11 protein-coding genes and 5 pseudogenes are annotated in these 14,811 nt (G+C 40.4%); 8 read left to right on the plus strand and 8 right to left on the minus strand.

The genetic code is table 11. The features are described from left to right. Positions 1-5: 5 nt before the first annotated feature. The 4 genes from HRQ85_RS15815 to HRQ85_RS15830 all read right to left on the minus strand — a co-directional run bounded on the left by HRQ85_RS15815 (position 6) and on the right by HRQ85_RS15830 (position 4,808). Positions 6-365, minus strand: coding sequence for a hypothetical protein (locus HRQ85_RS15815; RefSeq protein WP_172380024.1), 360 nt, complete (start codon positions 363-365; stop codon positions 6-8). A 1,274-nt stretch (positions 366-1,639) separates the two neighbouring features. Further along, a complete protein-coding gene (locus tag HRQ85_RS15820) occupies positions 1,640-2,812 on the minus strand; it encodes an MFS transporter (RefSeq protein ID WP_172380025.1) in 1,173 nt (390 codons plus the stop codon). Beyond that, positions 2,805-3,773: a diiron oxygenase gene (locus HRQ85_RS15825; RefSeq protein ID WP_172380026.1), complete on the minus strand. Its 969-nt coding sequence runs from the start codon at positions 3,771-3,773 to the stop codon at positions 2,805-2,807. The genes HRQ85_RS15820 and HRQ85_RS15825 overlap by 8 nt, the downstream gene beginning before the upstream one ends. Before the next feature lie 9 nt (positions 3,774-3,782). Next, positions 3,783-4,808 carry a SagB/ThcOx family dehydrogenase gene (locus HRQ85_RS15830; RefSeq protein ID WP_172380027.1) on the minus strand — a complete coding sequence of 342 codons (1,026 nt, stop codon included), beginning with the start codon at positions 4,806-4,808 and terminating at the stop codon, positions 3,783-3,785. A gap of 541 nt (positions 4,809-5,349) precedes the next feature. Between HRQ85_RS15830 and HRQ85_RS15835 the strand changes: the two are divergent. From HRQ85_RS15835 to HRQ85_RS15850, 4 genes and pseudogenes are all read left to right on the plus strand, one after another. Next, positions 5,350-5,520 (plus strand): annotated as a pseudogene (locus HRQ85_RS15835) (transposase); the annotation flags it as partial. A gap of 190 nt (positions 5,521-5,710) precedes the next feature. Next, positions 5,711-6,861, plus strand: a protein-coding gene (locus HRQ85_RS15840) for an IS3 family transposase (protein ID WP_172380028.1) whose coding sequence is annotated in 2 segments (ribosomal slippage) — positions 5,711-5,954 and positions 5,954-6,861 — 1,152 coding nt in all. Because the reading frame shifts where the segments join, the coding sequence is not laid out codon by codon here. Positions 6,862-7,421: 560 nt separating this feature from the next. Continuing rightward, positions 7,422-7,781 (plus strand): hypothetical protein, encoded by a 360-nt coding sequence (locus HRQ85_RS15845; protein WP_108188488.1) that lies wholly within the window; start codon positions 7,422-7,424, stop codon positions 7,779-7,781. A 58-nt stretch (positions 7,782-7,839) separates the two neighbouring features. After that, positions 7,840-8,460: a hypothetical protein gene (locus HRQ85_RS15850; RefSeq protein WP_172380029.1), complete on the plus strand. Its 621-nt coding sequence runs from the start codon at positions 7,840-7,842 to the stop codon at positions 8,458-8,460. Between the two features lie 117 nt (positions 8,461-8,577). Here HRQ85_RS15850 and HRQ85_RS26255 read toward each other — a convergent pair. The 4 genes and pseudogenes from HRQ85_RS26255 to HRQ85_RS15865 all read right to left on the minus strand — a co-directional run. Then, a pseudogene (locus HRQ85_RS26255) lies at positions 8,578-8,889 on the minus strand (regulator). A 191-nt stretch (positions 8,890-9,080) separates the two neighbouring features. Then, positions 9,081-10,430, minus strand: coding sequence for an Ig-like domain-containing protein (locus HRQ85_RS15855; RefSeq protein ID WP_172380030.1), 1,350 nt, complete (start codon positions 10,428-10,430; stop codon positions 9,081-9,083). An 11-nt stretch (positions 10,431-10,441) separates the two neighbouring features. Further along, complete coding sequence (locus tag HRQ85_RS15860; protein WP_172380031.1) at positions 10,442-11,425, minus strand: OmpA family protein; 984 nt, start codon at positions 11,423-11,425, stop codon at positions 10,442-10,444. 697 nt (positions 11,426-12,122) lie between these two features. Then, positions 12,123-12,320: pseudogene (locus HRQ85_RS15865) on the minus strand (IS6 family transposase); the annotation flags it as partial. Between the two features lie 72 nt (positions 12,321-12,392). Between HRQ85_RS15865 and HRQ85_RS15870 the strand changes: the two are divergent. The 4 genes and pseudogenes from HRQ85_RS15870 to HRQ85_RS15885 form a co-directional block, all read left to right on the plus strand. Then, a pseudogene (locus HRQ85_RS15870) lies at positions 12,393-13,062 on the plus strand (IS6 family transposase). A gap of 208 nt (positions 13,063-13,270) precedes the next feature. Beyond that, the gene (locus HRQ85_RS15875) at positions 13,271-13,690 is read left to right on the plus strand and encodes a hypothetical protein (protein ID WP_172380032.1); all 420 of its coding nucleotides are present in this window, start codon (positions 13,271-13,273) and stop codon (positions 13,688-13,690) included. After that, positions 13,683-14,144, plus strand: coding sequence for a MarR family winged helix-turn-helix transcriptional regulator (locus HRQ85_RS15880; protein ID WP_172380033.1), 462 nt, complete (start codon positions 13,683-13,685; stop codon positions 14,142-14,144). Before HRQ85_RS15875 ends, HRQ85_RS15880 begins: the two co-directional genes overlap by 8 nt. A gap of 52 nt (positions 14,145-14,196) precedes the next feature. Continuing rightward, a pseudogene (locus HRQ85_RS15885) lies at positions 14,197-14,645 on the plus strand (energy-coupling factor transporter transmembrane component T family protein); the annotation flags it as partial. Between the last annotated feature and the right edge of the window lie 166 nt (positions 14,646-14,811).

The following is a 14,811-nucleotide window of genomic DNA, read 5'->3' on the forward strand; positions in this document are numbered from 1 at the left end:
TCACGCTACCCTTTTTTTTCGCCTGCAAGATAAGCATCCACCTTTTTTTCCACATTAGCGGAAACTAAATCGCGCATTTCAGTTGCATCCCTTTTATTTTCATGAAATGCAACGCCATCAAAACTTTGAGTATGGGTTAAATTTCCAATCCCCTGGATCATTCTGATCCGCAAGTACATCTCCTCCATCAACTCACGGTTAGACGGGCGATCATCTTCCTTATCGTTCAGTTTAATACGCAGTGCTAACGTTAGAAGCTGCCTAACCGCTTCAGCATCCCCCAACTTTTCTCTATCTCTGAACGTCTTGAAATCTTGCTCTAATTTACCCCGAATGTAACTCTGTACTGAAAAAGCTTTTGTCATAATTCAGTGCTCCTCTCTTCACTTTCCACCTAAAAAATACACTGCAAATATACATTACTTTTACATTACATGTAAATCATATCACAACGGAATAAACCTTTATTTTAATTAAATAACAATGGCTTAATTACATTTAAATCAACCATGCATCAGATTCAATTTAAACACCCTTCCAGCCCTTCCCAAATAAGGGATTAAGTACAATCAATGCATTAATGATGTAAAGTTACATTGGATTTCAGCGGCTAATTAGTTGAGATTTTGAAAATTTTTTTGATGGTTGCTTCCTCTTAGCAAACCTTAGTAACTCATTGTTTCTATTGTCTTTATATTCTCCACAGACAACCATTCGCATTGAAATCAATGCGCCGTAGGGTGTGGGGAACTAATAAAGACATCAGGGCCACTTATTGAGAAATTTACAATTCGTCTTTGTTTTCACTAAGAACTTGAATTATTGCTTAAAAAAGCCCCTATTGAAAGGGGTTGGGGTGTATAATTTGGCCACACTACTTTTAGATCGACACGCACATTTTCACTTACAGGGGCACTTTGACTTAAAAAACACAGGCAAAGAACGACCTAGTTTAGCCCCTAAAAACCATTAATTGAAGCGATTGAAACAACATTTAAATATTCAATGATATCGTTCAATTTTATATACCGCTCGCCGAAGTGCTTTAGCTAATCTGAATTTTTCTGATTGGTCGAAATCCGAGGAAGAAAAATTCCCACAATGCTATAAATAAAAAGACCTCAATATAGCGCCTTTACCAAACTATTTTTCTATCATGGTCAAACACGTTGCCAACGCCTTCGCTTTGTCTTCTGGTGTTTTGGGTAAAGAAACGGAGATAGTTCTATTTCGTAGGGGCCATAAATAGGCTCCTTATTCTTGTTACGAGTTAAACATCGGATACTGTGCTGATATTTGAAGATAGAGGTGGATAGTCAAATACCTCTAACCATTGATTGATTTCACCCATGGAAGGGACAAAAACGGTTTGGCGAATTTTATAATTCGTGTCTTTATCTAGAGCATCAAGATAAATCCTTTTCACTCGACCACGCTCATGAGGTGATTAACCAGTCTTCAATTCGATGTGAAAAATAGGACAACATGTCTCTGGTCTTGAGTGTGGACAGCCATCTACATAGACTATATGTCCATAGTTACAGGACAAATAACAAGAGGTCATTGAAAGCTTAAAGGCGATAATTGACCTTCTTATTGCTCCCATACCTATAGATAACTTTAGGAATGGGAGCATTCACTACTGACCACGAATATTTGCAATAACTTCGGTATTCTTAGGCCTTACCAACCACAGAAGTATCATTGATAAGATCGAAGATGCTAAATAAAGCAAGGCGATCGAAATAATTCCTGACCCATTACTAAACCCCAACCAACCAATAGTACCAGCGGTTATAAATCTAATGCTTCCCACAACGGAAGAGACGGTCGGCGTTCCGTTGACTGCAAATATTGCTTTGTTGAGAGTGACGTTCGATAAATAGACACTGAAAAAGGTGGCGAGGATGATGAACGGGAAGTAGCTATAGAACCCAAAATCGCCGTGGATGGACATCTTTATTATGATGCCAGCCAAAGCAGCTATGGACAGCAAATACCAATAATTAGCACCAGTAAAAGCTAGTTTAGAGCTGAACTTTGTAATGATGACGTTTGTAACAAAGAGTGCCGTCCCATAAATGATCATCATCAAGCCGTAGTCTTGTAGAGAGCCGTTAAAGTCTTGGGTGAAAATTTTTACTGACAGCATTACAAAAACGAAGTGAATGGAGAAATTCAGCGTAGACACGATGTTAAGAGTCCAGAACTCTGTTGACTTTAAAAAATTATTCTGTACCACACTACTATTATTGTTCGCATCACGTATATCACTGAGTATTGACAAAAAGCACAGTATTGCAAATATACAGGCCAAGGAAGCAACAACAATAATTGAGCCCCACCCAAACGTAGTTGTCAATAAAGCTCCAAGCATCGGAGAAAGCGTAATTGCAATCGCCGAGATTGACGCAATCAAAGCGCGAACCTTCACCCCTTCTTCTTCTTCAAAACAGTTTCGTACTATAAATGTACTTAGTACAAATGATGATGAGAACAGGCCTTGCATGAATCGTGCACCAAGGAAGAGTTCGTAATTGGTATGGCCAAGTGAGAGCAAGTTCGAAAGCAGCAAAAAAACTAAACTTCCCAGCAACACGTTAGTTACGCCCAGTTTTTCTGCCAGAACACCTACAATCACTACGCCCACGCCGAACCCGTAGGTAAACAAAGTGACTGAAAATATGGTATCGGTATAGGAGATCGAGAAGTGGTCGGATAGGTCTGAAAAAGAAGACACGAATACGTCCATCGGGAACATGGACAATATAGACAGTGCTGCTAGGCAGACGAGTATCTTTTTTCTACGCATAGGGTGTTCCTTTTGCAAATTTCGTTAAACGGTAGTGAGTCAACAAATCATTGAGTTCTTTAACATCCCATGTGCCAAGTTTATTAAGCTCAGCAAAAAGCACTTTAGAAGTTCTTTCAACAAAGTTGGCAATCCCTTCATACTTGTTCTCTGGCTTGATGACTGGCATAAGAAAATATAAGTCAGCCTTACCAATGTAGCTAAGGTAGTTCTTCACCCAAGTCCGATCCATATATGATACGTTGAGTTCCATCATTGCAAACAGCTTTGAAATAAACAGTTCCTTGTCGGCCACAGTTGATGTTTTCCAAAACGTTCTCATAAGGTCGATGAATATAGCAGCATGACGTTTTTCATCATCGAGGTGATCTTTTAATGCGTTGTAGACAGGCTCGTACATAGTGTTTTTTTGTATATTGGTCAGCTGTGTAGCGATGCAAACTTCTGAGTAAACACCTAATGCAAGCATTGACACTTCAGTGTCTCTGCTATTGTCACTGTTGTGCAGTGATAGCATTTTTTTTGACTTCTCTTTAGACTCTAACTCGAAGTCATGAATCTTATGAATGTCGCCACTATACATTAGTGAAGAAAGTAGATCATAAGAGAACATGGCATGATAAACTTCGTCGGCAAAGACTCCATAACATGTCATTCGTTCTTGCTTGCCCGTGAAAAATAGCGATTCACCCAAGCTGATTTTGTTCACTATCGGGTTAACAATTCCATGTTCCACTTCAACAGTGTACGACATGAAATTACTCAATATGCAAGCACCTAAAATGGCTCGTTCTTCTCGGTTTAATTTGCTTACAATGACTGAAGGAAGAAAATATGAGTACCAAGAGTCTGCTATCCACTCGGTATTTATTATTCCTTTCATTCCATCGACTTGCATTGAATATCTATACTTATGAGAAGTGATGATTGATTTCTGCATCCAGTTTATAACGTGATCCATAAATTTACCTTAATCGTTAGGGAACGAGTTACCCGTTGTATTACCAATCGCAATACAATATACCGGGGCTTCGACGGCAGTGTCGCAACCCAGTAAGCATTCTATATTCGAGTCACAAAGTTGCCCCGTAATCCAGCTCCCTAAGCCAAGTTCTGAGGTTACCAGTTGAGTTGATTGCGACAAGTGACCCACATCCAACAGTGAGACTCTATAACATCGTGAGTGTTTATACTTTATCCAAGACAAATCAAATCGTGTGGTTAATATGATAAGAAACGCCGCATTCTCGGCGTAGGGCTGGCCGCCAACCAGTCGGCTAAGTGGATAATCGTTCGGGAAAGGACGCAGGTAAGATAAATCATGGTCTAGGTCATTATAGAAATATATCCCTTTTTCCAATCCATCTACATTCAGCGCCACAACGTAGGTCTGTGTAGGATGCAAACCGCCTCCTGATGGGCTAGTTTTCTTTTTGCCCAAAGGCTCTTTGCCGTTTGAATTATCCCAATCGAATGATGCTTTGTAGCAAATCGTTAAAATACTTTCTACAGAGGGAAAAGGCACTGGAGAATCTAAGAAATCACGAGTGGTTTTTCTGTTATTTAAGTATTTTTCTATATCGAGATTTGACGGTTTGCAAGACAACACTACCCGTCTTCCCGTAGAATTCTCATCTACTATTTCCCGAAACTTTGGCATGATTGAGTCCGATTCTTGAAGTTGAACCCTATCATTTTCTTCTACCCATGCATCGGCGCTTTCGATGACTTCTTCATTGAAAACATCCTTGGTTCCATGATGGTAAATATGAGAGAGACAGTCCCATCCCCAATGTTCGTTATCACTTTCCCGAAGAATATTAAGTTCTTGAAGGTGATCAATGGCTCTTTCATCATATTCACCAGAGTTGTTGATGTAATTATAAATAGTACTTACAAGTTCTGGACTAATCTCATATTGGTTTCTATTAAGATAGTCCCAAAGAATAAGCTTATTATCTATAATTTTTATAAATGAGTAATCTATATTTGGCATGAATAAGTAAAGGCTCCAAGTTGGAACCTCTCCTTCAACTAGCTGCTATTTTTGCTTCTTCATAGGCGTCCAGTTGGCCGCTTTTTTATCTTCTAGACTTACATTTTTCAATGGTGTCCAGTTAGCTGCTTTCTTATCTTCAAGGTTTACTTTTTTCATAATAAATTCCCTTAATTTGTTAGCTGTATGATGTTGTGCTTATTTTTTAAGCAAAATCAAAATATCAATGGATATGATATGGGCCAACTTTGAAATCTATTGTCTGTGACCCTTTCCCAGCAATTAACATTTTGTTACATATAATGGTGAAATTACCAATTAAGTGTTATATCATTGTTAAATTTGCGGGTGTCTTTTCAACGATCAATGATAATTATATTAATATCAAACACTTAGCACTTAGCACTTAGCACTTAGCACTTAGCACTTAGCACTTAGCACTTAGCACTTAGCGTAAAAGCTTCAAGAGTCCTTAACAAATAATGGGGATTGTTGCATAAATCGAATGAACTAAATCAGAACTTTACGATCAGAGCAGGGAGGTTCACTCACGTTTTGGATTGACGAAGAGGCCATAGCTGTGTGGAAGCAGCCCAGACAGAATAGACGTGGCCGACCACGATTGTTTAATGACATCGCTATCACGACCGCTCTCATGGTAAAGCGCGTTTTATCCTTACCTCTAAGGGCTCAGCAAGGCTTCATCGACTCTTTTATATAGTGGGTAATTGATTTCGGCCTACCGATTAGAAACATTGCTTTACCTCAAGTAATCCATTAGTGCTAGTTTAGTAAGATCGGTAAAACAGTTTTGTCCAAAATGTATGGTACGCCCCGTTTTGATCCGCACCAGAAGTTTTGGACACTGAGTTAAGTGAATACAATCACTAACGAGGTGGACAATGACAACTAAGAAAACACGAATCAAACATGCTCCTGAATTTAAAGCCGAAGCACTTAAGTTAGCAGAGAAAGTCGGTGTCGCTGCTGCCGCACGGCAGCTATCTTTATATGAATCTCAAATCTATGGATGGCGTAAAGCCGTAAAAAAAGACGCGAAAATCAGCGATAGAGAAAGAGAACTCACCACTGAAAATGCCAAGCTCAAGCGATTATTAGCAGAGCAAGCTGAAGAGCTAGATATCGTAAAAAAGGCCGCCACCTACTTCGCGAAAAATCTAAAATAGATTGCTATGAGTTTATGCTCGAACACCTGATGCAATATAGGATTGTCCGTATGGCTAAGGTGTTTGGGGTTTCTCGAAGTGGGTTTTATTATTGGATTGATAATCGCCATAAAGTCACTCAACGCAACGAGCACCGCAAGCAGCTTGATAACAAAGTTCGAGAAGYCTTTGATGATAAAAAGGAACGCGACGGTGCAAGGCGCATTCAAAAAGAACTTGAGGCAAATGGTAATAAGCACGATGTAAAAACCATTGCCGCGAGCATGAAGCGCCAGAGCTTAGTCGCGAAGGCCGCCCGTAAGTTCAAATGTACGACAGACAGTAAGCATAGGCTTCCTGTTGCCCCGAACTTGCTTGAGCAAGATTTCAATGCGACAGCACCGAACCAAAAATGGGCTGGAGATATTACCTATCTAGCGACAAGCGAAGGTTGGATGTATTTAGCCGTTATTATCGACCTGTACTCACGGCAAGTCGTTGGTTGGTCAATGAGCACCAGAATGACCGCAACTCTGGTCTGTGATGCACTATCAATGGCATTGTTCCGCAGAGGCATGCCAGAAGACGTGATTATCCATAGTGATAGAGGTAGCCAATATTGCTCAAAAGACTACCGAGATTTAATCGCAGCTCATAATCTAAAACAAAGCATGAGTAGGAAGGGGAATTGTTGGGATAACGCCGGTGTTGAAAGCTTTTTCCACTCAATGAAAGTAGAAGCCGTCCAATACGAGCCGATAATGACCCGAGAAGAGATGCGCCAAGCGCTTTTTGAATACATTGAAGTTGATTATAATCGAACAAGAAGGCACAGTGCTCTTGGGTATCTAAGCCCAGTTAACTTTGAAAAACAATATGTCGCTTAATGCGGTGTCCAGTCTAACTGGAGCAGATCATTATCAAGGTGTGAAGATTGACGGACATTGGACTGGATGTGAGGGTAACGACGACCCTGATAAAGGACTCGTATTCAAAAACGAGAGCAGTCTATTCTGACAGCAGAGTGCACAAGATTTAAAAGGTGAATATACCTTCAAGTTTGAAAGCGATAAAAAAAATTTTACACTTGAGTTTGATGTTAAAGGGTATATCTGGGAGGGGTACATTACTCTCAATTTCACACCACGAGATCGCCGAATTACCTCATATGCCACTTATCTTCTTAAGTTACATGACGGGGGTTATCTTTAGTTGGCCAGTGGTTTTTTAGGGATGTAGAGAAAGAAGTTGTTAGTTCTACACCACTGTATCTAACTCGACATTCTAAGTGACATCGGGCTACAGCTTGCAGAAAACAAAGTTACTTTCATTTGAATTGTTTATAATACTAAATCTTTGCTATGATAAAGAAAATTCCTTTTAGTTTTTATAAAACTAAGAGATCTTCTATGTTACAAGGATATTCTTGGAAAAAGAGGTTAAATATATGAGAACAAAATTAAGAGTAAGAACAAGATCTACAAGTGTCATCGTGCACGAGACAGAATCTGTTGAACGCTTTTGTGATCCTGTATCTCACGTAACCTTTGACATTCGTAGGCTAACAGCTAGAGAGAAACGAGAACATTTTATCGTAATTCTAGCTGATTACGATAAATCTAATATTCGCATCAAACCTGTAGCTGAAGTCTACTTTAGTGCAGAAAAGCCTAGATTCATGGTTGATATTAAAAATCAATATCCTGACCTTAATGACCGGGCTAGCTTTATAAAAGAAAAAATAATTAATTCCGTCAGTTGTTACGAGAAGGCTTATGCCCAGAATTTTTCCACGGCCGTATTCTAAAGATTTAGAAAGAACTGAAGCTCCTGCTAGTAGTCTAACCTACAGTAGGAGCTTCTTTTTGAGCAATGATAAAGGTAATTACTTTAAGTTAGATGAGTTCAATGTATCTGGTGCTGTCTACAATCAGGTATTAAAATTATCGAAGCTTGAAATGCCAGACTGGTTAATAGATTACGCTTTTGAAATTGACGAAGATGACCATGAAAGCATTGAAGATAAAGTTGAACATCTAAAAAATGTCTTTGGTGAAGAGTTTTCTCTGTCACCTGTAGGGCAATTTGCCTATGCGGATATGCAAATAAACAAAGATGGAACCCTGTTAGATGGTAAGCAAATCTATGGAGCTTTCATAAATAAGGAACATAGAAGTGAAGGTCTTGGAATGCTCGTTTATGACCTCATTCTTAGTCTCTATGGTTGTTTAATTAGTGATGACTGCCAAAGCATAGCTGGATGTACTTTTTGGGCTGAAAGGCTATCAATGGAATACGAGGTGTATACATATAACACTGTGGAGCAAGTTATCATTGAGCAATTTGCAGCCAAAGACCATGGGTATGTATGCACTTTTACGCCTTGGAGCACTCAAGAGCTTGACTTTAAAAGTATCTCAAAATTAGAGCCGATACCCACTACAACAGATGATCGAACTCATATCGTGCTATTTACCGAAGGTTAGGCAACAAAGTCTGGCTTGTTATTCGTAATAACTACACAAAAGGGCTAAACAAAGCCCTTTATGTGTATCAAAAACTCTCTATCTCAATCCTCAATATATCGTAACATCTTTACGCTACTACTTTATCCTGGCTATTGAACGGGCAATTTTTAGTAGCTGAGTCGAAGTCTTAATCTCTAATTCAGATTGAATCCCCAAGAGCGCGATCCCTGCTAATATTTGTTGTGGTCTCACGACTTGGCCAGTCGGCAGCTCCATTCTGTCGTACAATATTTTGAACTATCCCCAGTCTTCACTGATGCTCAGTTCCCTACCTTTTGCCATTCTCATGAGCCTTTTACACTCTGGCGGTATTGGTTTTCCTTCGTCCCAACCTGTGATGGTCCTCACAAATTCAAAACACAGTTGAGCGATCTCTTCCTTTGTCATTTGGCACTCTAACTCTCGAAAGATGTAATGAGACCTACGTCAAAGTGAAAGGAGAATGGCTCTGCCATGTCGCTATCAAAATTTGCGACAGAACCAGAGTCTCTCCTCTAGCTTCAATATTCACTTGCCTGCTCCTAAAAAGTGCCAGGGGCAACTCTGGCACTTCAAACTAAAGTCAAAAAGCTTAAACGTTACAGCTCTGAGACGCAGGACGCGTAGAGCGGAAGGCTCCAATAGTAGTTGCCGACGTTGCCATTGAGGAAGGCCACAACGTCATAGTTAGTAACATTAGGAGTCGACGACCAATAGAAGCTGCCAACCGGCCAACCGCGCGCGTTAAACATATTGCCGTATGCATCAAACAGCTCCACTTTTAACTCGTCTCCTGTCGTTAAACGCCAGTTCGTTCGTCCGCCGAGACTATTGGCGCTGTAGGTATCGCACAGTGCTTTTGCGTTAGTCCAATTGAATAGGTAAAAATCACCTGTTGGTCCGGCGCTTCCATTTTCAGGATGAATACCATTTGTTGCACTGCCACCAATACTGTCTAAGTAGGACACTGATGGAGAGCCGGTAAATAGTTTACCACTACCTGTATCGAAGATATCAACACATGCACTAACTAAGTCACACACATCCACATTCACCGTATTACTGGTCACGCCGTCTTTCGTGGCCGTGAGTGTCGTGTTACCCACCTCAACCGCGGACAATAAACCAGATGATGTCACCGTTGCTGTATTTATATCGTCTGATGTCCACGTCGCAGAGTTGGAGATGTCGGATGATGAGTTATCACTGTACGTGGCCATTGCGGTTAACTGTTGGGTCCCACCTTTCGCGACATTGACCGTTGCAGGGGTCACTTGAATGGCCGTAATCACCGCTGCTGTCACATTGACACTCACCGTATTGCTGATAGTGCCCCCCTTCGTGGCTGTTACGGTTATCGTGCCTATATCAACGCCTGATAGTAAGCCCGTAGATGTTACCGTTGCTGTGTTTATATCGTCTGATGTCCACGTCGCAGAGTTGGAGATGTCGGATGATGTATTATCACTGTATGTGGCTATTGCGGTTAGCTGTTGAGTCTGACCTCTCGCGACATTGACCGTTGTAGGCATCACTTGAATGGCTGTAATCACCGCGGCCGTCACATTGACACTCACCGTATTACTGGTAATGCCGTCCTTCGTGACGGTTACCGCCACAATGCCAGGACTATCACCGCCCACCAACATACCAGGGGTATTGAAGTAACCGGTATCGAGATCGCTTGTATGCCAATCACTGACACTTAATCCCGTCAATGTACGAGATGAACCATCAGAGTAGTACCCAGTAGCCTCGAAAGATTGTTGATTGCCTATCACAAGTGTTAGCTCATTCACCCCTTTCGTTGTTATTGGCGATGCGACGATATCTATACGTTCTAAATGTACCGTTGATTCAGAGAAGGCGCCTTCTGAATTACAACCGGTTAATAGCATTAATAGTGGGAAAATCACTATTGAAAATAGGACTTTAAAGAATTTATTCATAATAATACAATCTACTCTTGAAACTGGAAGCTAGGGATGGTGATTTCAACTCGACGATTTTTAGCTCGCCCTTCTGCAGTATTGTTGTCCGCAACAGGTTGAGACTCCCCTTCACCTTCCCACTCAAGTTGTGTCGGTGCGACTTCCAATTCAATCAGTTTATTGACAACCGCTTGGGCGCGATGCTCGGAAAGCTTTTGATTATAGGGTGCCGCTCCTGTTGAGTCAGTGTACCCAACCACAATGGCTTGAGCTTGTGGGTAAGCGTTTAATACTGAAGAGACCTCCGTTAATTGGCTAATAAACTCTCGGCTAGGCTCGATTGAATCAAAACCCAATAATCCAACTGCAGTTCTCGGTGAAAATGTCTGTATTTTAGGCGGTGTTTTTACAGTGACTGTCTCTTTAACTGGACTATCTTCAATGAGAGGAGTTGACGCTGGTTGGGCTGTATTGCCAAACGTATAAGTTAGACTGACCAACAATCCATGACTATCATACTTACCCGTATTTGATTTACCAATACTGTCAATGTACTGATAGCCCGTTGATAATCGGACGTTAGGGGTAAAGTGATAGTTAATCCCCATCTCCCCGAGAGGAGAAAAACCAGTGGCATCGCTCTTATTTGAAGAAAGTTTCGTTTTTTCCATGTCCCAGTAAGCAGCACCAAGTCGACCGTACAAACTCAGATTATCTTGTAGGTACCAATCGTAACGAAGAGCACTTTCAATCAACCAAGTTTTAACATTAACCGATGTGGCATCCGCCTTTAATTCATCGTGATATTGGTAGCCTAAATCCCAACTCCAAGAGGGAGTAAACTGTAACCCGCTATAGAGACCTAAAATTGTGCCCTCTGGATTTGAGTGATTGTAATTGTCGTCTAGAGCCCATTGATATCCCCCCTTAGCTCCAATAAAAAACTGAGGGGATATATCAGCCGCCAGCACAGGAGTGCTCAAAATGCAGGCAAGTAATGTTATTTTATTCATGATATTTAGGTTGCCATTTAGGTTAGCGATAGGTACTATTGAAAATATAGATAATACTTACAAATAGAATTTATCGATAAAAAAAATGTATATTAGACTTTTTACAGTTCTGTAGCAAATAGCTCAGAGGTGTAGTTTTTCGTTTTTGTCGCAAACCTTTGATACATGAGTGCAGTTACGTTAAATAGCCCTATGATATTTTTCAAAGCTCTTTAAAGCTAACTCTTCCACTTGATTGTCTTTATCTTGAGACGGCTTATCAACACAGTGAGAATGATACTTTTGATTACCAACTCACCAATCAAAATAAATCTCAGTTTGACGCTAGGACTTTTATCTGCCAACACATCAGAAACAATTATATCAATAGAAAGAAGTTCACTCGGCTCAGCCCCGTCCCACCAACCATTTGGGCATATAGTTTTAGTTCATAGTTACCGGAAAGAAAGTCAAAGCTAGCGCCATCTTTGGGAAGCAAGAAATGGTGTTCAAATGTAACTCCATCTTGTGGTACATACAATCCAGAATCTCGTGCCAATTGCCCCTTACTGCCATATGTCCAGACGTTGAAATTCTGCTGAGACTCATTTCGACTCAACGATTCATTCATTCATTCATTCAATAACATGACCTTTCTTTGAAGGGGCTTGTTGCAAAAATCAGATAAGACAGAGCTGCCTAGTGATAGGCTTCATGATTACTGGTAAACAACCTCAACATTGAAGAGGCGGTTCATGAAGGCGGCTCGCTCCCGCACAACGACTTTAGGTTCATCACGACGTAACCAGAAATCAAACTGCCCTTTGTTCAACATCCGTAAGGATTCGAATCCCTGAAGGGTTAACCAGGCTCGCTTTCGTATTTTAAAACCGCCGGTACCTATAATGAGCTTCTTGGGAGTTTTGTCGCAAAGTCTGGTTTTATCGGTTAATATTTGCCTAATTTCGACTCGACACCCTGAATTATAATGTTTAAAGGCTGCCACTTTCCCTCTGAAGTTATTCTCGAAATACCCTCACTTACAAACTCAGCTATCGCGAGATTGAAGAGCTCCAGAGGGAGCGTGGTGTGAATGTGGAGCATGCAACGATTAATCGTTGGGTTATCAAATTTGCACCTGTCTTAGAACATAAAGCGAGAGCAAAGAAAAAGCCTGTCTCTACTTCGTGGCGCATGGATGAGACCTACGTCAAAGTGAAAGGAGAATGGCTTTACTACTATCGAGCGGTCGATAAGTTTGGAAACGTCATTGATGATTATCTCAGCTCCAATCGCGATGAGGCTGCCGCGAAAGCCTTTCTGAATAAGGCGATAGCTCACATGGCCTCCCCGAGAAAGTGGTCATTGATGGGAGTAAAAGCAACCACGCGGCTATTGATGCAATGAACGTTCAACTCTGGCTAACAGGCTTCATGTTGTCACTGATAGAGATACTCGATATCAAAAAACTGAACAATATTGTGGAGCAAAGTCATCGGTGGGTAAAACAAAAAACCCGCCAAGCCCTTGGATGGAAATCACTAGAAGGGGCAACGGCCAGTCTTCATGGTAAAGAATTGTGGACAATGATTAAACGAGGTCAAATTAACCTTGGGGGGAACAACGCCTTTAAGCAATTTTATGCCCTCGCAGACTAATTGCGTCTAGAGAATGGCTCTGCCATGTCGCTATCAAAATTTGCGACAGAACCCAGAAATGAGTTACTCACATAATTGCCCCCCTAAAGACAAATAGCCAACATACAACCGATTCAATACATTGCGCCTAAACACACCATTAAAAAATGGAGGTGACAATAATAGTAAACTGGTTTACCATTTTTATCTTTAAAAGGGGGAAATTATTATGTGGACTAAAACAACGAGTCTGATCGTCGACGGATTGAGTGCGAATAAGGTTTGGAAAGTGTGGGCTGATGTCAACCAATGGCACACTTGGCAAGGCGACATTGAATATGCGACATTGGAAAGTGAATTTAAAAAAGGGGCTGTATTGAAATTTAAGCCTAAAGGAGGACCAAAGATTAACATTGAACTAATAGAAGTCAGAGAGAGCTCAATGTTCATGGATCTGACTAAGTTCCCTTTTGCCAAGATGTATGATTCTCATGAACTAATAGAACACGGTAATCAATTGGAAATTAAATCGACATTAAAAATCGAAGGTCCGCTATCATGGCTATGGAAAAAACTTGTTGCCGAAAGCATTGCAAGTGGAATGGATCATCAATTATCGCAATTGATTGAGAAAAGTAGAAATGTCTAAATCATCTCCTTTTAAGCATGAAGTAGCAGATGACAGTGTAGGCTTTCTACTTTGGAAAATAACTACACTTTGGCAAAAAAAATTAGCGATTGTATTAAGGAGTTTTGGAATTAACCAAACTCAATTTGCAATTCTAGCTTCATTAAAATGGTTTCAAGATAACCAAAGACCAACCACACAAACAAATTTAACTGAGCACTCTAAAATTGACAAAATGACAATATCTAAAGCAATTCGAAAGCTCGAATCAAATGGTTTAGTCGAACGCACGCCCTCATTATCTGATGCGAGAAATACCAATGTACAGTTCACAAAAGAAGGAAGCGATCTAATATTCAAAGCCATCTTAGCCATCGAAAATACTGATGAAGCATTTTTTTCCTGCTTAACCGAGTGTCAACTTAAGCAATATAAATCTCTGACATCATCACTAATAAAAAACAATAGTTTATAAACTATAGCAATCTTTTATAGGAGGTTTTGTGAGAAAGTTTTAGTGTGGTGTCATAAGTATTTTTCCGATCGCGTTAATCTTTGTATTCACAACGCACCCAACTTAGTTTGCAGCTAGCCTCAACCGTATTGGTGTTCCTTACAAGATTGTCTATGCGATAAACTTAACTCTGCGTTACCTACCAGAGGTTAAGAAAGATTTCGTTAAAATCATGCACGCGCAACAAGCCCGTGGGGTTGAGCTGTCTAAGAAAGCTCCGCTTCTCACCCGTATTAAAAATGCTGCTAAAGTGTTAGGACTACTAATTTCTCGAGCTTGGATAGAGCAGATGAAATATCCAATGTCATGACACTACGAGGCTTTGGCAGACATAAATCACGCACCTGGTACAGCTACGCTACACTTAAACGTGTCGACTTTATTTATTATTTGATTTAATCGTAATGTTGGCAATCGTAAAACGCATCCTTGATGCCTAATTTGTTTTGGTACCCTTTCTAGGTCTCATTTAAACAAACACTTAAAAGAAAACACCACTTTTTTGTTTGAAAATAAATCGAACAAATCACAACCATCGTCTTTTGACGATAAACTAACCATTTCCTTACTTCTTTAGTTTGAATTCTAATTTAGAAAGTCTTAATATTTTATTTACAGAATGTTGCGT

It is taken from the genome of Vibrio sp. Vb339, assembly GCF_902751245.1.
GTDB classification, from domain to species: domain Bacteria; phylum Pseudomonadota; class Gammaproteobacteria; order Enterobacterales; family Vibrionaceae; genus Vibrio; species Vibrio coralliirubri.